The 20,337-nt window shown below is 62.4% G+C and carries 20 protein-coding genes; 6 read left to right on the top strand and 14 right to left on the bottom strand.

Features of this window, described 5'->3' with window-relative positions; translation table 11 throughout:
* The first annotated feature begins 186 nt into the window (after positions 1 to 186).
* From QTI17_RS29560 to QTI17_RS29550, 3 genes are all read left to right on the top strand, one after another.
* Positions 187 to 1,773, top strand: coding sequence for a hypothetical protein (locus QTI17_RS29560; RefSeq protein ID WP_286537276.1), 1,587 nt, complete (start codon positions 187 to 189; stop codon positions 1,771 to 1,773).
* Positions 1,774 to 1,878: 105 nt separating this feature from the next.
* Positions 1,879 to 2,601 carry a DUF6998 domain-containing protein gene (locus tag QTI17_RS29555; RefSeq protein WP_503011147.1) on the top strand — a complete coding sequence of 241 codons (723 nt, stop codon included), beginning with the start codon at positions 1,879 to 1,881 and terminating at the stop codon, positions 2,599 to 2,601.
* 48 nt (positions 2,602 to 2,649) lie between these two features.
* Positions 2,650 to 3,075 (top strand): helix-turn-helix domain-containing protein, encoded by a 426-nt coding sequence (locus QTI17_RS29550; RefSeq protein WP_286537273.1) that lies wholly within the window; start codon positions 2,650 to 2,652, stop codon positions 3,073 to 3,075.
* Positions 3,076 to 3,391: 316 nt separating this feature from the next.
* On the opposite strand, the gene QTI17_RS29545 is transcribed toward QTI17_RS29550, so the two are convergent.
* The 3 genes from QTI17_RS29545 to QTI17_RS29535 all read right to left on the bottom strand — a co-directional run bounded on the left by QTI17_RS29545 (position 3,392) and on the right by QTI17_RS29535 (position 5,872).
* Positions 3,392 to 4,174 carry a Fic family protein gene (locus tag QTI17_RS29545; protein WP_286537270.1) on the bottom strand — a complete coding sequence of 261 codons (783 nt, stop codon included), beginning with the start codon at positions 4,172 to 4,174 and terminating at the stop codon, positions 3,392 to 3,394.
* An 88-nt stretch (positions 4,175 to 4,262) separates the two neighbouring features.
* The gene (locus QTI17_RS29540; RefSeq protein ID WP_286537269.1) at positions 4,263 to 5,552 is read right to left on the bottom strand and encodes a type II toxin-antitoxin system HipA family toxin; all 1,290 of its coding nucleotides are present in this window, start codon (positions 5,550 to 5,552) and stop codon (positions 4,263 to 4,265) included.
* Positions 5,549 to 5,872: a helix-turn-helix transcriptional regulator gene (locus tag QTI17_RS29535; RefSeq protein WP_286537267.1), complete on the bottom strand. Its 324-nt coding sequence runs from the start codon at positions 5,870 to 5,872 to the stop codon at positions 5,549 to 5,551. Before QTI17_RS29535 ends, QTI17_RS29540 begins: the two co-directional genes overlap by 4 nt.
* Positions 5,873 to 6,631: 759 nt before the next feature.
* Here QTI17_RS29535 and QTI17_RS29530 point away from each other — a divergent pair.
* Positions 6,632 to 7,186, top strand: coding sequence for a GAF domain-containing protein (locus QTI17_RS29530; protein WP_286537266.1), 555 nt, complete (start codon positions 6,632 to 6,634; stop codon positions 7,184 to 7,186).
* A gap of 87 nt (positions 7,187 to 7,273) precedes the next feature.
* The gene (locus QTI17_RS29525; RefSeq protein WP_286537264.1) at positions 7,274 to 7,777 is read left to right on the top strand and encodes an H-NS family nucleoid-associated regulatory protein; all 504 of its coding nucleotides are present in this window, start codon (positions 7,274 to 7,276) and stop codon (positions 7,775 to 7,777) included.
* An 88-nt stretch (positions 7,778 to 7,865) separates the two neighbouring features.
* On the opposite strand, the gene QTI17_RS29520 is transcribed toward QTI17_RS29525, so the two are convergent.
* From QTI17_RS29520 to QTI17_RS29495, 6 genes are read right to left on the bottom strand one after another with little or no spacing between them, the layout of a single operon-like run.
* Positions 7,866 to 9,215 (bottom strand): MFS transporter, encoded by a 1,350-nt coding sequence (locus QTI17_RS29520; RefSeq protein ID WP_503011136.1) that lies wholly within the window; start codon positions 9,213 to 9,215, stop codon positions 7,866 to 7,868.
* Between the two features lie 45 nt (positions 9,216 to 9,260).
* Positions 9,261 to 9,620, bottom strand: coding sequence for a protocatechuate 3,4-dioxygenase (locus tag QTI17_RS29515; RefSeq protein WP_286537262.1), 360 nt, complete (start codon positions 9,618 to 9,620; stop codon positions 9,261 to 9,263).
* Positions 9,617 to 10,471: a gallate dioxygenase gene (locus QTI17_RS29510; RefSeq protein ID WP_286537260.1), complete on the bottom strand. Its 855-nt coding sequence runs from the start codon at positions 10,469 to 10,471 to the stop codon at positions 9,617 to 9,619. Before QTI17_RS29510 ends, QTI17_RS29515 begins: the two co-directional genes overlap by 4 nt.
* A 25-nt stretch (positions 10,472 to 10,496) precedes the next feature.
* Complete coding sequence (locus QTI17_RS29505) at positions 10,497 to 11,624, bottom strand: Rieske 2Fe-2S domain-containing protein (protein ID WP_286537259.1); 1,128 nt, start codon at positions 11,622 to 11,624, stop codon at positions 10,497 to 10,499.
* A 21-nt stretch (positions 11,625 to 11,645) separates the two neighbouring features.
* Complete coding sequence (locus QTI17_RS29500; RefSeq protein ID WP_286537256.1) at positions 11,646 to 12,629, bottom strand: PDR/VanB family oxidoreductase; 984 nt, start codon at positions 12,627 to 12,629, stop codon at positions 11,646 to 11,648.
* 35 nt (positions 12,630 to 12,664) lie between these two features.
* On the bottom strand, positions 12,665 to 13,648 hold the full coding sequence (locus QTI17_RS29495) for a Bug family tripartite tricarboxylate transporter substrate binding protein (RefSeq protein WP_286537255.1): 984 nt from the start codon (positions 13,646 to 13,648) through the stop codon (positions 12,665 to 12,667).
* Positions 13,649 to 13,767: 119 nt separating this feature from the next.
* Between QTI17_RS29495 and QTI17_RS29490 the strand changes: the two genes are divergently transcribed.
* The gene (locus tag QTI17_RS29490; protein WP_286537254.1) at positions 13,768 to 14,667 is read left to right on the top strand and encodes a LysR family transcriptional regulator; all 900 of its coding nucleotides are present in this window, start codon (positions 13,768 to 13,770) and stop codon (positions 14,665 to 14,667) included.
* 91 nt (positions 14,668 to 14,758) lie between these two features.
* Here the strand turns inward: QTI17_RS29490 and QTI17_RS29485 are convergent, their stop codons facing one another.
* From QTI17_RS29485 to QTI17_RS29465, 5 genes are all read right to left on the bottom strand, one after another.
* Positions 14,759 to 15,445 (bottom strand): TetR/AcrR family transcriptional regulator, encoded by a 687-nt coding sequence (locus QTI17_RS29485; RefSeq protein WP_286537252.1) that lies wholly within the window; start codon positions 15,443 to 15,445, stop codon positions 14,759 to 14,761.
* Between the two features lie 303 nt (positions 15,446 to 15,748).
* Positions 15,749 to 16,513, bottom strand: a complete 765-nt coding sequence (locus tag QTI17_RS29480) for an SDR family NAD(P)-dependent oxidoreductase (protein ID WP_286537251.1) — start codon at positions 16,511 to 16,513, stop codon at positions 15,749 to 15,751.
* Positions 16,514 to 16,546: 33 nt separating this feature from the next.
* Complete coding sequence (locus tag QTI17_RS29475) at positions 16,547 to 17,347, bottom strand: enoyl-CoA hydratase/isomerase family protein (protein ID WP_286537250.1); 801 nt, start codon at positions 17,345 to 17,347, stop codon at positions 16,547 to 16,549.
* A 49-nt stretch (positions 17,348 to 17,396) separates the two neighbouring features.
* Complete coding sequence (locus QTI17_RS29470; RefSeq protein WP_286537248.1) at positions 17,397 to 18,152, bottom strand: SDR family NAD(P)-dependent oxidoreductase; 756 nt, start codon at positions 18,150 to 18,152, stop codon at positions 17,397 to 17,399.
* Between the two features lie 182 nt (positions 18,153 to 18,334).
* Entirely contained in the window at positions 18,335 to 19,978 is a 1,644-nt protein-coding gene (locus QTI17_RS29465; RefSeq protein ID WP_286537247.1) for a flavin-containing monooxygenase, read from the bottom strand.
* Positions 19,979 to 20,337 lie beyond the last annotated feature (359 nt).

Here is a 20,337-nt window from a genome sequence, read left to right as displayed (position 1 = left end):
CGGTGTCCGCCTAGGGGCTTGAAATTCTGCGCTGAACGCCGTAGAGTAAGTGCCAAGGCTGCCCGAGCCCGCCGTGCACCCGCATTCCGCGGATGGTGAACCAGGGCCTACTCTCCCTCCCGCTTAGCTTCCTTGAACTGGGCGCGGCAATGTGCACACCGCTTCGCCCGTTTGTTCGAGGTAGACATGAGCAATCCCGCAATTGACGACGACGGTTTGTCCAGCGACGACCATTGGCAGACGTGGAATGGTCCGTGGGTGAAACTGCGCAAGAGGGTTGAGCCGTTGCTCGGCGATCTTGAGACTCACCTTGGCCGACATTGGCACGCTACGCTGGATCGGATATTTTCGAGGCAGGACCTAAATGCGAGCGAGCGGTTGATGCGGTGGCCCGCGCCCACTCGATGGCTCGCAGTCCAGCGGTTTCAACTTGGTGGTTCCGACGACTTCGACCTGGAGATCCGATGTGTTGAGTCCTTCCCTCACGCCGTGGCATTTCTGGTCGAGGACTGCCGCTTCCGAAGGATGCTTCCCACTTCACTGACGCTTGCAAGGGATCGCGAAAGGCTCGACCTTTGGCTGGGCGCAGAGCGTCTGGCGACCATTGGTCCGATGAACATGCGACGGCCAAGCGAGGAGATCCGGCGGCGCGCTGAGGGAACCGTCATCGGGTTGCGCAAGTTCGATGACGTTGAGCGGGAGTTGCTCAAACGCGCGCGTCGATGGCCGGGGTTATCGGAGCTCGTCATGAATGGAGCACCCGCAAGGAGAGAGGGCACAGGCGCGCCATTTCCGTCGGCCGAGCGAAGCCATCTCCCGGTGCCAAAGGAATGGCTCTTCTCGGCGCGTGTACTCTGTGCGCGCTGCGGCCATCCAGAGCCCAACCGGAGTTTTCTCGAACAAGTGGCCGCTGCCGCCTTTGACGCGCCTTCGTGGAACCATCTCGCTGGTGCAGGTGCGCAGTTCTCCTCGTTGCCATGGTTCATGCAGAAAAGTTCCAGCTCGGAAGAGCCAGGGGTGGTTGAAGACTTCTATTCGGACGGCATCGATGCCGTGGCCGATTTGTTTTCACGCGCTCCGAGCGAGCTGACGTCGAACTGGAGCGGAGCAGCCCTCGCGGTCGGCGGATTGGGAGGCATTTCGAGCTACTGGCTGGAAAGGAAATCCGGTGCGCTGGATGACCCATTGTCGACTTACGAACGGATCTCGATAGGAGCGGTCGAGAGTGTGTTCGTCGACGATCAGGACTTGCTGGAGCTTGTTGCGAGAGCGATTGGTAGTGGCGATCAGGGTCCACTTGAGCAACTCTTTGGAATCGGTCAGTCCAAGGACTCGCGAATGCAACTCGCCGACAGCTGGGAGGGCGAGGAGCTGATAGCGAGCGAAGGGGCGTGGCGCTTCACGCTCGCCGGAAAAGAGAACCCAAGGACTGCGGCCTTGATGGCACGCCGCTTCGATGCGGACGGAAGCTGCGTTGAGCGAGCGGGAGGCTCTGCCTACAAGACCCAGTTGCGCAGCTGGAACGGCCACCACGTTCTATGTGCGGACTACGACGGGTCGAATCCGGTCGCCATCATCGAGGGGCTGTCACGAGCAACTGTTGAGAAGCTGGCGGCGGTATTACCGGACCAGCGGTCGCTTGCTCGACGGGGGGCGTCGGCGGCCTTTGATGACACGGTGGGAAAGTTGGAGTGGAGCGTTGACCTTCGCGCCTTCAGGCATCTTGCGGCTGAGTTCGAACGGCGCATGAGCTCCGAACAACGACGGGCCTGACGTCTGCTGGGAGGTAGTCCAGCCCATCAATGGACCCGCTCACCGGCGCCGTCGGGATCCCATCCGTCACAATCCGCCAACCCCAAAAGGAGCGAGACCGTGGCGATGTCGCAGATGCAGCTGATCCAGTCCCTGGGCGAGGCGATGTCCTGGTTCGAGCGCGAGATCTCCTGGGGAGTCGCCCCGACGGAGCTTCGGCACCTGTGCGGCCGCATCGGGGAGCTGTACGTCGCGATGATCACCAACGGGCAGATGGCCACGGAGGTGAACCAGCGCGGCTACGACGTGGTGAGCGCCATCAATGAACGGATCTCCGTCAAGACCACCGCTCAGAGTGGGCTCGATGGATTCATCTCGTTCAATCCGAACACGCTCGACCAGGTCGATCGAGTGTTTGTCCTGCGGATCAACACGGAGGAGATGCAGGTCGAGACCCTGCTGGACAAGCCGATTGCCGATGCGCGTCAGCTCATGAATGAGGATCGAGGGTCTGGCCGGCTGAACATCCCGTTGCGACGCCTTGCTCCCAACCGGTCTGCGCCGCGGGAGACGTCGCCGCTCGCCTCGGAAGCGACGCTTGACGGGTTCCTGGTGCGCGAGCTCGAAAGCGGAACGATCGAGGTCCTGCGCGATGGTCAGCCCCAGGTGCCAGCCAAGCCGGTGCTGCGCGAGTTGGCCATCCGGCTCAACGTGGGGTTGCTGAACCAGAGAGGCAACCCGCTCAATACGCGCCAGCTCGGCACCCTGATCATCCGCAGCATCAAGGAGATCGGCGCGCCTGAGCGGCAGGACGCCGAGGCGGCTGACGCTTCGCGCGGTCCCCGCTAGCGTAGGTCGCGGTATGCTGGGTGACCAACTTCACAGCGGCCATCGTTCATGCCTCGTCCACCTCCGCCGCCTCGCACTGAACTCACTGGCATCCTGGGTGCCCGGCTTCTCGAGGCTATGGAGGCCCACCCGAAGCTCAAGACTCAGGTCCAACTCGCGAAGAAGTGTGGGATTGCGCAGTCGAGCATCAGCAAGATCCTTCGAGGGGACTCTGATCCAGCGGTGAGCACGTTGATTGCAATTGCAGATGCACTTGGAGTCTCGGTATTGGCCCTGCTGCCAGAGAAGGCAGGAGCGGCTGCCGGCGACGATGAATGGACCCCACTCACGACGCGCGCAGCTCAGAAGTTGTCCCCCGTCAGGCGGGCGTTTGTTGACACCGCCGCGCGAGCCGCAGAGGGCGGCAAGGTGACTGAGCTGGAGTGCGTCGAGCTGATGCGGGTGTGGATGCAGCGGTTGAATTCTTCTGCCTGACCGATTTCATGCGAGGCGCAAGCGCACTGAGAATCTCATCCGCGCGGAGCCACTGCCTCGTCTGGATCGTTCTCGGCGTCCAAGTCCTCCTGGGTGGCCAGGGAATGCCCCGAGATCACCTTCCCGGCAGGCCGCGCAAGAAGCACGCCGTCATCCCAGGCCTTGCGCATTTTTTGAGCAAACGAGTCGCCCAGCATGGATCGGATTGCGCTCCCCGGTGGTGTAGTTGAAGACGAAGCCCGCCTCCCGATGCAACTCACCCGCGAGGCCTTGAGGGGTGTGAAGATGCCGCAGTCTGATCTTGGTCAGCGACCCATCAGTTGGCTGTTTTGGAGACGCGCTCCCGGAATGCCCGCCGGTACGCGTCCAGCACGAACCCGCGATGCATTAGGAAGTCCCCCGTCTCGTAGTAGACGAGTTGGGCGCCGATGTAGGCGTCGATCATCGAGGGAGGGAACAGGACCGGCGGAAGATCGGCGGCGATCAGGATCGCGTTTTGAAAGACCCGCGAAGCGCGCTTGTTCCCGTCCTCGAACAGTTGGAGGTACGACAGGTTGCAGGCCGCGTAGAGGCAGGCGTCGAACGGGTTGGCCGCGTGGCCCAGGCCCGCCAAGATCTCAGCCGCCCGCCGATCAAGGTAGGCCGCGCCGTCCGGCGGTATGTAGTCCGTGCCGGTGATGCGAACGAGCCTGGTGGAGCGCGTTGCGCCGAGCTGCTCGGCGGGCAAGATCCCGCGCATCAGCATGGTGTGGATGTCCCGATAGCCTGCGAGACCGGCCTGGACGATCTCGCGGGCGTTGTCGAGGATCAACGCGTGTGCATCGCGCAGGTTCAGCAGCATCTGCGTTTCCTGGGGTCTCTTGCCCGGGGCTATGGTCCCGGCCGTCAACAATGCGATGGCGGCTTCCCGCGAGTAGGTGTTCCCTTCCACCAGGCCCGACGCGTAGGCGAAGTCGATCGCCGACGCCTCCCGCCAGTCTGGGTCTCGAAGGAGGCCCTGAAGCGGGCTGGCCCGGGCAAGCTGGTGCAACTCGCTCAACTCGGAATCGCGGAAGACTTCCAGATTGGCAAGGCGCGAGGGAACGAAGGCGATGGTCATTGAGGGCGATCGTCGCAGGATCGCGAGAGGTGCGCGATGGCCCCTTCGCTGCGTCGAGTCGACGACCGGTCGCCTTATGAATGGAACATCATGGCCTGTGGGGAGGCTGCGCAACTGAGGCATCGGCGGCCCGATATTCAGCGTGGGCGCCGAACGCCGCTCCAGTCAGCAGCACATCGGCCCTTGAGATCGAGAGCCTCGCGGCGACAGCTTGCCAGTGATCCACGACGTCGGCCACGTGTTCCACGATCGATGCGGCCTCCTCTGCGCTCAGCCCGTAGAACTCGGCCGTGCTCAGCACTGTCGCCAAGCTCGGCCGATTGTCCGAGTCATCGAGGTTCAGCACATGCTCTGCCTTGTCAATGTTCGGGTTCACATCGAACGCCGGCGCAAGGCGCCACCCGCTCGCCCCAAGCACAAAGCCGTGGTTGCGGAGGTGGTCGTCCCGGTTGCCCACGGCGACATTGAACGCGACCCGGCGGAAGAGCTGTACGAGATCCGTGTCCACGTGTGCGCCGTCGCCGTGGTGGCGGATGAACTGGGCCAGCTCGAGGTAGCTGGTGCCCTCGCTCTGCTCCTTCCGAAGAAGTGTCATCGCCGACGCGTAGAACCTTCGGATCCCGGCTGCGCGGTCGAAGCGCTCGACGCAAAACGTGTGGAAGTCATTGTTCATGCGGATGAGCTTGGCATTGGGCACGTCAACGCCAGCCTTCTGCGCCAGGTCGTGCACCACAAATTCCCATGCACCCACGTCTCTGTCATCGTCTCGGGCAGGAAACTTTCCAATCCAGAGTGAGCCGTTGGACTCCGTGAAATTCGCTTTCGGGCGCGCGCCGCCGAGAGATGCGCCTGGGGCCACCAGGACCGCCAACCACTTTCGCAATGCGTCGAGATCGTCGATCCGGCGGCTGCTGAGCTGGTAGGCGACGGCTTCCAGCTCGCGAAGCGTGGTAACCGGCGGGGCTGCCATCTTCTCGCTGCCGAGGAATTCATCGGTCCCCTGCAGGCGAAAGCGCAGCGCTCCTTGACGCGTGAGGTCTTGAACGCCGATAAGGTAGTCCCAAGCGTAGAGGGTGCGCGGGGCGCGGTTCTCGTCCTTCGCCTGCAACGCTTCTCGGCGCTTCATAAGCGTCTGTCCCCAGCGGTCTGGCGAGGAGTCGAGGAATACGCCGAAGTTGCCGACCTCGGCTCTCGGGAAAAACGGTTGGGCGGCCAGCGACAGATCCGGGTCCAGCGCAAACGCGCGATCGTCGGACAGCCAATCGCTGTCGTACTGGAATCGAATCTGCCCGCGGTCGTGGGCGAGCGTGCCCACGAGGCAGGGCGGACCGAGATCACAGTCGAGCCACACCTCCAGAACCTTTCCGTGAGGAGTCATGAGCGCTCCCTCAAGGGGTTTTTGGCGTCGCTCGGAGGGGACGGTGCCTTGAGGCGCTTTTTGGAGGCTGACGTCGACAGCAATCCGTGGTCCTGAAGCGTGCGGCCGACCTTGTCATCGGAGGCGACCGCGTCGAGGTCGCCATCCAGGCCGAGCGTGGCCAAGACGCGAAGGTATGTGCCCAGAGTGACGCCCGGCTCACCTGCCTCGACCTTATAGACCGTGGTGCGGGAAATGCCCGCGCGCTGGGACACGACCAGCGTGCTTAGCTTGCGCCGACGGCGGGCGAGCTTGATTCGCTCTCCGAGCTGCGTGAGCATCCGTTGCTCCTGCGGGAAGATAACGGGGGACTTGCTTGGCATCCCGCCATTCTAGACAAATACGCTTTGAAATGTCTATTTTGATGGAATTTTAGCCCTGTAACGGCTCGACGAACCAGACTCGGTCGAGCCCGCAAGAGATGGTTGAAGAAGGTTTGGATTTTAACCATTCTAGACAATAGCGCCAAAAATGTCTATAACGGTGTAATTATGCGATGTAACTGCGCCGGGCGGATTTCATCGCCATTCGTCTCGGCCCACGCTTGCCGCGTTCTCGAGCCAGCGCTCGATCGTTGCCCGCGACTTCTGGCAGCGACGCCAGAATCCGGTGCGGCTTGACGGCGCCGGCGCTGATGGCGTCTCTCGGCGAGTAGTGTTCCTTTCCACCAGACGCGACGTGTAGGCGAAGTCGATCGCGGACGCCTCCCGCCAGGCTGAGTCTTGAAGAAGGTGGCAAAGCGGACTGGCCTGCGGCGATTCACAGCCAGGTGGTCGTCGTGACATAGATGCTTATGGGGTCTCGGCGCGGTACAGCGCACCCGATTCGCTCGTCGAATGGCTCAGGTAACCCTTGGGAGCTGGTTTCGAGCGTGGGTTCGCCGCGACGTTTCCAATCGATTCAGCCCGTCGCCCGGATGCGCCCGACCTAGACAGCACCCTGTCCGCAAATTTCGCCGGTGCTTTCGTGATTTCTGGAATGGTTTTCGCTGCAGCGACGCTTTCCCGCCCCCTAGCATCGAGGTTCGAAGGGAGTGCGTTGTGGAAGCACATTTGGTAAGCGGGGCGGAGTTCCCGGGGAAATTGGTCGCGGTCACCGCGGAAGCCGATCGACTTGATCATGTCTCGGATGCGGAGCGAATGATCGGCGATCTATTGCGGGTGGTGCGCGAAGAGCTGCGACTCGAAGTTGTCTTTCTCGGAGAATTTGTCGACGGGCAGAGGATCTTCAGGCATGTCTCGGCCAAGCAATTGCCGGATGGTCTGAAGCTAGGCGGGTCGAACTCGCTGGAAGACACCCTTTGCCAGAGGATCGTCGACGGCCGCATGCCAAGCGTTCTGGAGAGTGTCGCCAGAGTTCGTGCGTCCTACGGCCTATCGAGCGCGTACGAAAGGCTGGGTGCACACATTGGCGTGCCCGTTCGCTTTACCGATGGCTCGCTCTATGGAGTTCTTTGTGGGTTCAGTTTTGAGGCGCGCGAGGACCTGAGTGAGAGAGACGTACAGCGGCTAGTCATGGCCGCCAATGCAGCTGGCCGTTTCCTCGCGCAGGCGGATGGCCAAGACGTGACCCGGCCGCTTCCTCCTTGGGAGTGAAACTGTCAAAAGTAGGAAAGTGGGCCGATTTGGGCCCCGAGTCACTGGGCGTAAGCTACCACTTCCCCAATCCGACTACGGTGACTCATGACTCAGACTTATTCTCAGATCCAGCAAAAGATTGCAAAGCTTCAGAAGGAAGCCGACGCTCTTCGCCAAAAGGAGACTGGCGGCGTTATCGCGCGAATCAAGACCGCGATCGAGCACTATGGCCTGACGGCTGAACAACTTGGCTTTGGTGGTGCGACGCGCCCTGGCAAGGCAAAGATCCTCGGCAAGCCAGCATCCCGCGCAAAGTACCACGATGGCAACGGCCAGGACTGGTCAGGTCGTGGCCCACGTCCTCGTTGGTTGCGCGAAGCGATCGCCGGTGGAGCATCGCTGGAGTCGTTCCGCGCGAAGACGGGTGCGGCTGCCCCGGTGATAGCCAAGAGCATCAAAGCGGCAAAGGCCGCTTCGCCAAAGCGCCGGCCATGGTCGGTGCTGTTTCAGGATGGCGCCGGCAATTCGTGGACTGGTCGCGGCCCGCAGCCGCGCTGGCTCAAAGATGCGCTAGCCGGTGGGAAGACGCTGGAAGAAATGAAGGTCTGACTTCCGGTCGGAAGCGTGACCGGCAGGACGAAGCACGCCAGGAGCAGTCCGCTTTTCTCTGGATGCAGACCGCCGCGCCGCTGGACTCCTAGTGCGCAACGCCCACAGCCTGGGTCGGCAAAGCCTGCCCGTTGCGTCGGCCCACTAGGATCGCCAACCCCGCGATCGCCGCCGGAACTGCCAACGCAGAGACGATCGCTCCGAATCCCCATCCGAGCCCTACGAGCACGCCGCCCACGGCGGATCCGAGGATGCTGCCGAAGCGGCCCATGCCCAGCATCCAGCTGACGCCGGTGGCGCGCGCCACGGTCGGGTAGCAATTCGGGGCGAAGGCGTTGAGGCCAGTCTGCGCGCCGTTCATGAAGAAGCCGGCAGCCAGTACCCAGAGGAACAACGAGGCCGAGAGCGCGCCAGTGGCGCCTACGCCTATCACGCAGAGCGCGCCGCCGAGGTAGGAACCCGCGATGACCCAAGTCGGCCGCATGCGGTCCATGGCCCAGCCTGCCAGGATCGCGCCGACCGTTCCGCCAGTCTGGAACATTGCAGTGATGTTGGCGGCGGTCGAGATTGGCAGGCCGGCATCCTTGATCAGCGTGGGCAGCCAGCCGGTGATCAGGTAGATGACCAGCAGGCCCATGAAGTAGGTCACCCACAGCGATGCCGTCATGAGCCCGTAGCCCGGCGAGAACAGCACGCCGATCGGCCTTTTGGTGGTCACGGGCGGCTCGGGCGCGAAGAAGGTCGTGCCGGCCGCGAACGTCGCGCGGCAGACCCGACCCAGCGTCGCCGCGATGTCCTCGGGCTTGCGTCCGCGCACGACCATGAAGCGCGCGGACTCGGGCAGGTATAGCACCAAGAAGGGCACGAGCAGCAATGGCAGCAGGCCACCCATCAGCAGCACAGAACGCCAGCCATGTGCGGGGATCAGGTAAGCCGCCGCGAAACCTACCGCAGCCGAGCCGACGCCGAAGCCCGTAAACATGATCGTGATCAGCAGAGAGCGACGCTTCTCGGGGGCGTACTCGGACAGCAAAGTGGTGGTGTTGGGCATCGCGGCACCGAGGCCGAGTCCGGTCAGCAGCCGGAGGATCGCCATTTCCATCGGGTCGCGCGCGAATGCGGTCACGAGCGTGAAGGCGCCGAACAGCAGCACCGAGGCGATCAGCACCTTCTTGCGCCCGAAGCGGTCCGATGACGGGCCAGCCACCAGCGCGCCCAGCACGAGACCGAAGGGCGCGGCGCTCATCACCAAGCCAAAGCTCGCGCGGGAGATGCCCCACTCCTGCACGATCGCGGGGGCGATGAAGCCCATGATCGCGACATCGATGCCGTCGGCGGCAACGATCAGGAAGCACAGGGCCAGCAGCAGCCATTGGGCTGCGGACATGGGGCGGTCGTTGATGAACGCCTTGACGTCCACTGCGGTCGGTTGGGTCAAATTTGTCTCCTGGGGCGTCGTGGGTGGCGTCGGGCCCGCGTCGTCTTATCGCGCGTCAGGCACCCGGCGGGTTTTCATGAAGTCTTCGAAGCTCTCGCCACGCATCGATGCGTAGACCTCGAGGTTGGTCGTCCTCGACACGCGGGCGAATTTCTCGAGCACGAAGAAGTTGGCGCCATGGCGAATCAGGCCGATCCAGTCCTGAGCGCGCACCAAGCTCTTCTCCTCTTCGCTCAGACCGGCCTCGGCCATCAGCTGCTCCGGGTCGGCCTCGAATCGCTCGCGCCAGGGCTTGCCGATCATTTGCCAGAAGAAACGATTGAGCTTCAGCGCGCGATTGCTCACGCGCAGGTCGAACACGTAGGTGCCGGCGATTGACTCGACGCCTTCGAGCTGGGGGTTCATGCCGCGGCTCCTTCGGGAAGATCTTCGAACAGCGCGACCGTCATCGCAGTGGTCGTTGCCAGGTAGTAGTTTTGGTGCAGCTTGCGCACACGCGGACTCATCGCGCCGCGCATCGCCAGCCACATGATCTGCTCGACGCTCTCGGCGCCGCCCAGGCGGATGAAGTCGGCGTGCGTCATGCCTGTGAGCTGCTGCGGATCATGCTCGAGCAGTTCAAGGAAGCGCGCGTCCCAGTCTTCGTTGTTGAAGCCCGTGCGCTCGCCATGCACCTGGTGCGACAGACCGCCGGTGCCGACCACCACCACGCGCAAGTCCTTCGGGTAGGACTCGATGGCGCGGCGTATGGCCTGGCCCAGGCGCCAACAGCGGCGCGGCGTCGGCAGTGGGAACTGCAACACATTGACCGCGATCGGCACCACCGTGCCGGGCCAATCGGGCTTGTGTGGCCACAAGAGCGGCAACGGCGAGGCGCAACCGTGATCGATCGCCTTGTCCTGGAACACCGCGATGTCGAATTCGTCGTTGACCAGCGACTCCGCAACGTGAGCCTGCAGCTCGACGTCGCCCCGGATCGGCGGCAGGTCGCGCAGGCCGGCGCCTTCGTCGGCGACCTCGAACTGTGCGCCTATGCCCAGCGCGAAGGTGGGATAGAGATCGAAGAAGAGGCTGGTGCAGTGGTCGTTGTAGATCATGACCAGCGCGTCCACCTTCTGCTCGGCCAACCAGCTCGCGACCGGCAGATAGCCGTCGAACAGTGGCTTCCAGGCCGGGTCCTGCTGCTTGCCCTTGTCGTAGGCGACGCCGATGGTCGGCACGTGCGAGGTGCCGATGCACCCGATGATTCTGGCCACAGTGGCGCTCCTTGGCGGTGATCGATCAGAGGGCGTAGCCGGCTTCGGCTGCAGCGCGGTCGTAGAGGGCGCGACGCATCAGCAGGCCCGGCTTGTCGGGCGCGAAGTTGAGGTCGAACTGCTGCTCGGTGTCTTTCTGAACCACGTCGAGGATCCATTCGAGCGCATCGACGTCCTCGAGGTAGGCCTTGGCCGAGGCCGCGTGCAGATATTCGTCGGAGGACTTGTTCTCGAGGTCGAAGTTGCGCGAGTTGAACCACCAGTAGTGGATGCTGCCGTTAGTCTCGGGCGTGAAGATGTGCGTGATGTTGAAGCGGTACTCGGCAATGGCCCCGGGCGGCGGCGTAGGGTCGACGATCTTCGCGAAAGCGGTGTGCAGCGCCGGCGACTGAAAGCGCGCCTCGGAGTAGCGGTCGACCGGCTTGCCCGTAAGGCCCGTGGGCACGGCATAGACGCCGGGCGGCGGCGAGTTCTTGAGCAAGCGATCGATGATGACCACCTCGCCGTCGCGCCGGATCTTGAGCTTCGAACGCGCGTACTCGGGCGTGCCGATGGCGCCGGGATGCAGGAAGGGGAAGTGCGTCTGGTCGAGCAGGTTCTCGTGCATCGAGACGTAGTCGGACTTCAGGTGGAACTGGCCGCTGACGCTCTTCCAGCCCGGGTCGTTCAACCAATGGGTGTCGGGAATCAACGCCTCGTCGGCCTGGTCCGGGTCGCCCATCCAGATCCAGATGAGAGGTGCACGCTCGACGACGTCGAAACTGCGCACCTGCGCGTTGGTCGGCACGTTGGGCATCGACGGCATGTTGACGCAGCGCCCCGACGGGTCGAACTGCATGCCGTGGTAGCCGCAGATCAATGTGTCTCCCTCAAGGCGGCCCTTGGCGAGCGGGAAAGAACGATGCGGGCAGCGGTTGCGCACCGCGACTGGCTCGCCGGCCAGCGTGCGGTACAGCGCCACGTCGACGCCGAGCAGGCGCCGGCTCGTGAGTTCGCGCGAGACCTCGCTGCTCAATGCGGCCACGTACCAGCAATTGCGAATCAGCGGCGTGTTGTGGTCGGCGAAGCCGCCGGCCTCGAAGGCGGGCTCGGCGAGCGGCGTGCGGGGATGCAGGATGACCTGCTCGACAACGTGTTCAAGAACTTTTTCCATGATGGGGTCCTTTTCGATGAATCAGAGGTCGAGCACCAGACGCTCGCCGCGGATGCGTGAAACGCAAATGCACAGGGTGTCTGCGGCCTCGCGCTCCTCCGGTGAGAGGTACTGGTCGCGGTGCTGGATCGGGCCGTCCGCCTTCAGAACGCTCTGCGGACAGAGGCCGCATTCGCCGCGCCGGCAGTCCCACAACACGTCGACCTTGGCAGCCATCAGCGCGTCGAGGATGCTCACGTCCTTGCCAACCCGGACCACGCGGCCCGAACGCTTGAGTTCGACGTCGAAAGCCACTTCGTCACCCTGAGGACCGGCGCCGAAGAGCTCACTGCGGATGCGTTCCGCTTCCCAGCCGGCGGCGCGGCCCGCCGCCTGCGTGGCCTCCACCATCGCTGCCGGACCGCACACATAGGCGGTGGTGCCGACCGGTTGCGCCGCGATCAGTGCGTCGAGATCGAGCTTGCCCGTGTCCTGGCCGCCGCTGATGTGCAGGCGAACGCGGTGGCCAGCTACCGCGACCAGCGCTTCGCGGTACGCCATGAATTCCGGCTCGCGCCCGGCGTAGACCACGGTGAATTCGCGTCGACGCCGGGCCAGGCTGCGGACCATCGAGAAGATGGGTGTGATGCCGATGCCACCGGCAATCAAAAGGCTGTGATGGTCGCGCCGGTCCAGCGGGAAGTTGTTGGTGGGCGCAGAGATCTGCAGCCGGGTACCGACCTCGAAGTTCGCGTGGATGTACGCCGAGCCGCCGCCGCGATCCTCCCGCTGTACCGCGATGCGGCACGTATCGCGGGTATCGTCCGCCTCCACGTCGCCGCCGATCAGTGAGTAGTGCCGTACGACGAGGCCGGTTTGTGCATTGCCGGTATGGACCTCGACATGCGCACCCGGTCCATAGGCCGGCAGCGGCGCGCCGTCGAGCGTGCGCAGGCGGAACTCGCGAACGCGCGGCGTTAGCTGCCGCACACTGAAGACTTCGACATCGATGTGTTTGCGTGCCATGGATGGCTCCTATGCGGGCGAGCGAGCGGTGCGGCTCAATCGAGCTTGATGCTCGCTTCCTTGATGGTCGGGCCCCACTTGGCGATTTCGGTCTCCATCAACCGGGTCATCTCGGCGGGCTTCATCGTGTAAGGCTCATAGGTGAAGGTGGCCAGCTTGGCGCGCACATCGGGCTCGTCCAGCGCCTTAATGACGGCTTCGTTGATCTTGAGGATCACGTCCTGGGGGGTGCCCTTGGGCGCCAGCAGTCCGTTCCATCCGCTGACTTCCCAGCCGGCCGGCGCGCCTGCTTCCTTTGCCGTCGGCACGTCGGCATATCCGGGGGTTCGCTTGGGTGCTGCCACCGCGATGAAGCGCAGCTTGCCAGCTTGCTGCAGCGAGCCCGCGGAGGCGGCGCTGCCGATCGCCCAGTCGACTTCGCCATTGGCGACCGACTGGTAGAGCTGCGACGTTTCCTTGAACGGGATGTGCGTCATCTTGGTGCCGGTGGTCGACTCAAGCAGCAGACCGCCAAGATGGGCGGGACTGGCGACATTCCACGAGCCATAGGAGACGGCCCCGGGTTTGGCCTTCGCAGCGGCGATCAGGTCACCCATCGTGGTCCACTTCGAGTTGGCGGGCACAGCGACGAAAAAGCTGTTGCGAACCAGCGGCGTGATGGGATCGAAGTCCTTCAGGACGTTGTAGGGGAGCTTGGTGAAGAGGTGCGGCTGCGTTCCGACCTGAAAGCTGTCGATCTGGCCCAGGGTGTAGCCGTCGGGCGCGGCCCGCTTGACCGCATCGAAGGCGATGAAGCCGCTGGCACCGGGCCGGTTGTCGACGATGACCGGCTGGCCGAGCGTCTTGCCCATCTTGTCGGCCAGGATGCGCAGCAGCACGTCAGGGCCCTGGCCCGCCGGAAATGGCGTGACGATCTTGATTGGTTTGGTCGGATAGCTCTGGGCCTGCGCATGCGCGGCGCCCAAGAGGCCGAGCATTGCGCCGGCGGCGGCCAGCAGGCCGGGGAAGGATTTCATCATGCGTGTCTCCGGTGAGGGTTGTCGAAGCTCTTTCCGGCTCGTTTCCGCAATTTTATTGATGAACATCAAGCATAATTTAAGCAATTTCGGAGTATCAGTTAACGATATTTGGAACGAATGTGGACACCTATCAACACGTGAAGACCTTTGCGCTGGTGGCCCGCTATGGCGGCTTTTCCGAGGCGGCGCGTCAACTCGGCGTCGTGCCTTCGGTGGTCGCGAAGCGCATCGGACAGCTCGAGAAGCACTTGGGCACGCGGCTGTTCGAGCGCACGACACGTGCGGTCCGGCTCACCGAGGCGGGTGAGAAGTTCCAGTCGCGCGCCGGGACGCTGGTCCAAAGCTTTGACGAGCTGCTCGAGAGCGTGTCGAGCGACGAGAGCAAGCTCGAGGGCCATCTGCGCGTGATGGCGCCGACCACGCTCACCATGCTGTTCCTCGGCGAAGCGCTCTGCCGCTTCTTGAGCATGCACGACGGCATCACGCTCGAACTCGCACTGGTGGACCTATCGACGAATCCCGCCGAACAGGGTTTCGACGTCGCGATCAGCGGCCGCTCGGCTAGCTACGAGGGTGTGGTCGACATCCCGCTGTGCCCGGTCGACGCCGTGGTCTGCGCCACGCCCGGGTATCTGTCGGCCCACGGGTTACCGGCGCACCCGCGCGAGTTGGTCGACCACAGCTGCCTGTGCTTCAAGCCTTCGGGCCCGAGTTGGCAGTTCCAGACCAATCGCGGCACGATCGCAGTCGATCTGCGCCCGCGTCTCCTGGCCGACGACAATCGCACGCTGCTGGCCGCCGCACTGGCCGGTCTCGGCATCGCCGCATTGCCGGCCTACGTGGCACGGCAGGCGCTCGACGATGGGTCTTTGCTGAAGGTGCTCCCTTCTTTTGCCCTGCAGGAGACTTGGTTCCGAGCCCATGTGCCGAAACGCCGGCAAGGGGTGGCACGCGTGTCGGCGCTCGTGACATGGCTGTCTCAGGAGTTGGCGTCTGAGCGATGGCGCCAACGAAAGTAGGCGAGGGCCGCGCGCGTTCGCGGCCGAGGAATCATGGGCAGTCAACCTGTCCAGGGTACGGACAAGAAGACGCCTCGTCGACCAAAGATTCTTAACTGGCGCGCTTCTTCGTCGCGTCCGATCGGGCGGCAGGCTTTTGGTAGCAGAGGGAATTCAATGCCATCTCTGTATAGATTGAGCTGATCTGGTCTTCCGAGAGGCGTCCATCCTTCTTGTACCAGCGCTGCAGCCATCGAACCATGCCGGTGATCGCCAGCGCAGCGACCCTGGGGTCCCTGGACACGAACATTCCACGCTCGACGCCTTTCTCGATCAGCGCAGCCAACCCAGTGTCAAAACGCTTTTGCTGCGCGTTGACGGATGCGCGCACGGTCGAATCCAGATGCTTCTCTTCCTGCATGTACACCATGCCTACCATGACTGAGCGCGTGTTCTCCCGCACAAAGCTATCGATAAACATCGCAAGCTGCTCGTCCGGCTCCGTAGACTTCTCCGTCGCCGCGGCCAGCAAGCCGATGACGACATCGGTCGATTGCTCGTACAGTGCGACGAGAAGTGCTTCCTTGCTCGGGAAGTAGCGGTACACAAACGGCTTCGTTACGCCGAGCGAGCGCGCCACCTCATCCATGGTGGTGTTTGAATAGCCCTTCTCGTAGAAGAGGCGTAGTGCAGCATCCAGCACCTTTTCACGCTTGAACTCGCGAATTTCCGCCTGAAGCTGGGAGGCGCCGCGCGGATCGACGGTCCTCTTGGGTTCATTTGACAGGGCAGGTTTCATGTTTTCCAGTTGGCGATCGATCAGCGCTGGTCACCCGTCGCGGCGGCGCCGATACCACCGAGACATATGAGCTAACCAAATAGTATCGAATAATACTGGATGGAATTCTTGCCAGCGGTGCAACGCTTGTGGCGGGACTGAATGCCGCCAAATATGCGCCGCGGTCTTTACGCCCTGGAACACGAACGGCGCGACGCCACTCCCAAGAAACCAGACCGCACGCGCGACGTCATCGCAGGCGGTATCGCCGTCCTGGGGTGCTGCGTACGGCAGCCTGAGGCGTGCCCGATGGCGTTCTTCGAGTTAGACCGTCCAACCCCCGTCGACGCACAGGGTCTGCCCGGTTATGTAGCGGGCTGCTGGTGACAGTAGGAATACAACGGCGGCTGCAATGTCGTCGGCATTGCCAAAAAACTGGAGTGGGACGCTCTGCCGGATCTTCTCGATCGCCGTCGCATCGAAGTGGTTGTCCATCATCCGCTGGCCAAGGCCCGTGTCGAGCATGCCGGGGGCAACGCAGTTGGCGCGAATCCCGAAGCGCCCTTCCTCACGGGCCAGGCCTCGGATTGCCGCCTGAACGGCAGCCTTGGGCACGGACGACAACGCGTCGCGCGCGGGATGCCGCTGGGTTGCAGCCGTGGTGATCGCAACGAAAGAGGAGCCCTTGGCTGCGCGCAATAGCGGCACGACGAGATGTGCGAAGCTAAGAAAAGTCATCACGTCCTGTTGCAAGACTTCGTTCCAGCGGGACGGTGCGACCTGGCTCAGGAAGGGCTGTTCGATGTCTGGGCCAGTGGCATAGACGGCGCCACGAAGGTCTTCGATCTCGGTGAGCTTCTCGGACAATGCAGCGAAAGCCTTTGCGTCTCCCCATGCCACCTGTTGATAGCTTGCTTTGCCGCCTAATTTCTCAATTGAAGCCGCAAGCTCCTGCGCTGCTGACAGACGACTTCCGAAGGTGAAATGGATCGCGTGACCCGATGTCGCCAGCGATCGGCAGATGGCATGCCCGATTGCGCCCGTACCGCCCAGAACGACGTACGTTGATTGATTCCAGTTTGAGGACATTCGGTCTCCGAATTGGTTGAAGAATGATTTAAATCAAGTTCGTGACGCCCGCATGGCGCCGACAAGTCGCTTCGCGTCTTCGCTGTGAAGCCCCGCCATTGCGGCTGGCCTGACTTCAGCAAGACGACGCACGAAATCAGATCCCTCGATCTGTCGCAACAGAGCCTTGGTCTCGATGACGGTCTGAATCGGGATTGCTCGCCAGTGTTCGAGGGTGACATTGATCGCTGCGTCGAGATCCTTTTCGGCAACCACGTGCGTGGCTAATCCCATCTCGAGCGCAGATGTGCCATTCCATGCATGGTCCTGAAAGAGCAGCCGCTCCAACGTCGATCGCGAGACGCGCTCGAGCAACGCAGGAATCACCACGGTGGGCACCATGCCCAACTGGATCTCGGGAAGTGACCACTTAGCGTCGGCAACCGTGACTACGGAGTCACAAAGTGCCAAGATTGCGACGCCACCGCCGACGGCCGATCCATGGACCCGCGCTATCACCGGTTTGTCGAGCGCATGCAAGTCGGCAAGCAGAGCAAACAGTTCTCCGATTCCCCGCGTCCAAAGCTCGGCGTCGCCGGAGGTGACGGCATTGATCCAACTGACGTCGGCGCCGGTACAAAAATGCCGCCCATTCGCTTGGAGCAACAGCATGTCGAGCTCGTTGTCTTCCTGGAAAACGCGCAGCGCAGAGCGAAGCTCGCGCATCAACGCCAGTGAAAGGGAGTTTCCCTTGCGCGGCCTGTCGAGAGTGATGGTTGCAACACGGCCTTCAGCGGTCGCCACCACCGAAGGCGATTCATATTCTCCGTTTGGCGCTACTTGCATCTCTTCCATGTTTCCCGCCTCCTGCCAGATGTTCCGGCTGCATAGGACGATGCGCTGGTCATCCCATGAATCCGCCGCCGTTCGCGTCGATCACCGCGCCGGTGATGAAGCCGGCCGCGGGGGTCGTCAGGTACTGGATCGCCGAGGCGATCTCGTCGGGATCACCGAGGCGTCCAAGCGGATTGCCTTGGGCAGAGCGCGCGAGTACTTCAGGGGCCTGTTGCAGCGCCATCGGGGTCAAGACATGACCCGGCGCCACGGCATTGATGGTGATCCCTACGCGTCCGTAGTGCGCGGCCATGCTTCGGGTCATGCCAATCAGCGCAGCCTTGGATGCGGAATAGTGCGTGCCCGCTGCGGGCCCACTAGTCCTCCCTGCTCGAGAGGACACATTCACGATCCGACCCCAGTTTCCGGAAGCCATCGATTTGACTGCGTACTGGCTTAGAAGGAACGGAGCGGTCACGTTCACCCGCATGGTCATTTCCCAGTCTTCGACGGTCAGACTCTCGTCGGGGATGTAGTGACCATCACGTTTCACATGAACGCCGGCATTGTTAATAAGAATGTCGCATCCGCCTGCAAGCCTATCGATTTCCGCACAGGCGGCGCGGATGTCCTCGTCGCGCGTCAGGTCCGCAACGATCGGGTAGGCCAGTACGCCTTGCTCGGCTAGCGTTTCAGCGACCTCTCGAACACCGTCAAGGCGGTCAAGGAGAAACAGGACGCAGCCATCGCTTGCCAAACGTCTCGCTGTACACAAACCGATGCCGGCAGCGGCTCCGGTCACCAAGGCACGTTTTCCGGTTTTCATGAGCGGGTCAGTCAGTTAGAACGGGGGGTTATTTAGGTCGAGCTCAACGCCCCTCCAGCCAGGGCTACCGAGTCGAGGTTGAGCGTTTGTCTTGGAGGCCGGCACATCAACTGCTTGCACTGGGCTCCTCTGTGTCCAATCGTTGGGCTGCCTGATTGAGCTTCTAGCCATACTCTTTGCGCCTATCGAAGGTCGAAACCCTCGTAGCCTGCGAGGGCGACGTCTTCGCAGAACTTTCTGTATTCGGGTGCCCCGCCGATGTAGACCAGTGCGCGGCGGCGGACAGTTCCGTCAGGCTGCTCGGTCGTCTTGACCCACCAGGCGCCATCAGTGTCAGCCAGCAGCGTCTTGGCGTAATCTTCGTAGACTCGCGTCGTCCATTTCTCCTGATACGACTCGATGGGCTCTGCATAGGTCTTGTCGTTTTTGCGCATCCAGCCGATCATTTGTGTGACCCATTCGACTTGCAATCCCCCGCAGACTCCGATGTTGCAGAAGGCCGCACCGTTGTGGGGTCCCACAAGCGTGTAGAAGTTGGGGAATTCAGTCACCTGAAGTCCGAGATAGGTCACCGGGCCATCGGCCCACGTTTCCCGCAAGGAAACCCCGCCTTTGCCGCGAATGTCAATGCGGTCAAATGACCCAGTCACAGCATCGAAGCCTGTCGCGAAGACGATGACGTCCAGTTCGATTTCGCCGTCCTCGGTGCGAATCCCCTTGGGGGTCACGCATTCAATCGGTGACTCTGCGATGTCCACGAGGTGCACGTTCGCCTGGTTGTACACCTCGTAGTAGTTGGTTTCCATCGGAACTCGCCGAGTGCCGAACGCATGATTCTTGGGCACCAGCTTCTCGGCCACCACGGGGTCGTGCACCCGTTGACGAATCTTCTGCGCAATGAAATCTGCGAGGTATTGGTTCGAGGTCTTGTTCGTCAGAACGTCCCGGTACCCGGAGAGCCAGATGGCATAGCCGGGCATGGAGTACAGCGACTCGAACAACGCGTTCCGTTGCTCCACGTCATCCTCTTTGGCCTTCTTCAGTCCGCGGGCATGGGGGAAGGCCGTGGGAGTCGACTTGAGCAACTCCATGAATGTTTTCGGATCTCCCCTCAGCTCTGCGGTGAGCTCCGGGTTGAGCTCGTGATTGCCCAACGGAGTGCACCAGTTGGGGGTACGCTGAAAGACGTAGAGTTGTTCGGCAGTCTTCGCCACCACAGGGATGATCTGCACTCCTGTTGCACCCGTGCCGATCACACCGACTCGCTTGCCAGAGAAATCGACGCTCTTGGGCCCGTCCGAGTCGTCACGAGGCCAGCGCGATGAATGGAATGACTCACCCTTGAAGGAATCAAGGCCAGGAATGTTCGGCATCCGAGTCGCGGAAAGCGGACCGACGGCGGAGATCAGGAAGCGCGACGTCACGCTCGTGCCGTCGTCGAGCGCCACACGCCATTGATTGGCCGACTCGTCGTAGTGCGCGCTGACGACCTTCGTATTGAACCGATAGCTGCTTCGGATCTCCATCTTGTCAGCGGCATATCGTGCGTATCGCAGGAGTTCTGGCTGGCCTGCGAATCGCTCGCTCCATTGCCAGTCGGGAGCGATGCCGGCCAGGCTGAAGTAGCCGTATGCATAGCTTTCTGTATCAAGGCGGCAGCCCGGGTACCTGTTCCAGAACCACGTGCCCCCAACGTCTGGCGCGGCTTCGAAACTCTGCACGAGAAGGCCCATCTTGCGCAACAAGTACGTCTGATACATGCCAGTAATGCCGGCACCAATGACGACCGCGTCGACGTTGGTAGCTGCTGAGGTTTCTGACGCCATCACAAATCCTTTCTTAGCGATGACCTTGCAACTTGATGCGCCTGCCATCTATTCCTAACGATCCGTACTACGAACACCTCCGATAGCCTACCCGTGAGACTCTTGGAGATACTCGGCAGTATCGTCATAGTACTTGTTGGAATCGGCCGCGACATCCGGGTTTGCCCTACCAACTGCACGACGACGTGGTCACTCGGGAACTCGCCATCCGAGCGATGACCTGGAGGGCACGCCAGAAGTTGCGCTCTTAAAGCTGCGTTGCTGCGATCGGATGGCTTGGCGATCTTTGGGCAGGGGCCCTCCGGCATTCCTGCTCGCCTAGGGTTAGCACCAGTAGTTCGCGCGGCGATCCTAACTAG

The organism is Variovorax sp. J31P179 (assembly GCF_030316985.1).
In the GTDB taxonomy this organism is placed as follows: domain Bacteria; phylum Pseudomonadota; class Gammaproteobacteria; order Burkholderiales; family Burkholderiaceae_C; genus Variovorax; species Variovorax ginsengisoli_B.
The sequence above is the reverse complement of the archived record's forward strand: the minus strand, read 5'-3'. Positions and strand labels throughout refer to the sequence as shown.

Bases quoted from the DNA above. Each gene is read 5' to 3' on its own strand.
- QTI17_RS29475 (WP_286537250.1), bottom strand. From the start codon at position 17,347: ATGGAAGAGATGCAAGTAGCGCCAAACGGAGAATATGAATCGCCTTCG.
- QTI17_RS29555 (WP_503011147.1), top strand. From the start codon at position 1,879: ATGTCGCAGATGCAGCTGATCCAGTCCCTGGGCGAGGCGATGTCCTGG.
- QTI17_RS29560 (WP_286537276.1), top strand. From the start codon at position 187: ATGAGCAATCCCGCAATTGACGACGACGGTTTGTCCAGCGACGACCAT.
- QTI17_RS29525 (WP_286537264.1), top strand. From the start codon at position 7,274: ATGACTCAGACTTATTCTCAGATCCAGCAAAAGATTGCAAAGCTTCAG.
- QTI17_RS29515 (WP_286537262.1), bottom strand. From the start codon at position 9,620: ATGAACCCCCAGCTCGAAGGCGTCGAGTCAATCGCCGGCACCTACGTG.
- QTI17_RS29540 (WP_286537269.1), bottom strand. From the start codon at position 5,552: ATGACTCCTCACGGAAAGGTTCTGGAGGTGTGGCTCGACTGTGATCTC.
- QTI17_RS29505 (WP_286537259.1), bottom strand. From the start codon at position 11,624: ATGGAAAAAGTTCTTGAACACGTTGTCGAGCAGGTCATCCTGCATCCC.
- QTI17_RS29550 (WP_286537273.1), top strand. From the start codon at position 2,650: ATGCCTCGTCCACCTCCGCCGCCTCGCACTGAACTCACTGGCATCCTG.
- QTI17_RS29545 (WP_286537270.1), bottom strand. From the start codon at position 4,174: ATGACCATCGCCTTCGTTCCCTCGCGCCTTGCCAATCTGGAAGTCTTC.
- QTI17_RS29480 (WP_286537251.1), bottom strand. From the start codon at position 16,513: ATGTCCTCAAACTGGAATCAATCAACGTACGTCGTTCTGGGCGGTACG.
- QTI17_RS29470 (WP_286537248.1), bottom strand. From the start codon at position 18,152: ATGAAAACCGGAAAACGTGCCTTGGTGACCGGAGCCGCTGCCGGCATC.
- QTI17_RS29485 (WP_286537252.1), bottom strand. From the start codon at position 15,445: ATGAAACCTGCCCTGTCAAATGAACCCAAGAGGACCGTCGATCCGCGC.
- QTI17_RS29535 (WP_286537267.1), bottom strand. From the start codon at position 5,872: ATGCTCACGCAGCTCGGAGAGCGAATCAAGCTCGCCCGCCGTCGGCGC.
- QTI17_RS29495 (WP_286537255.1), bottom strand. From the start codon at position 13,648: ATGATGAAATCCTTCCCCGGCCTGCTGGCCGCCGCCGGCGCAATGCTC.
- QTI17_RS29465 (WP_286537247.1), bottom strand. From the start codon at position 19,978: ATGGCGTCAGAAACCTCAGCAGCTACCAACGTCGACGCGGTCGTCATT.
- QTI17_RS29500 (WP_286537256.1), bottom strand. From the start codon at position 12,629: ATGGCACGCAAACACATCGATGTCGAAGTCTTCAGTGTGCGGCAGCTA.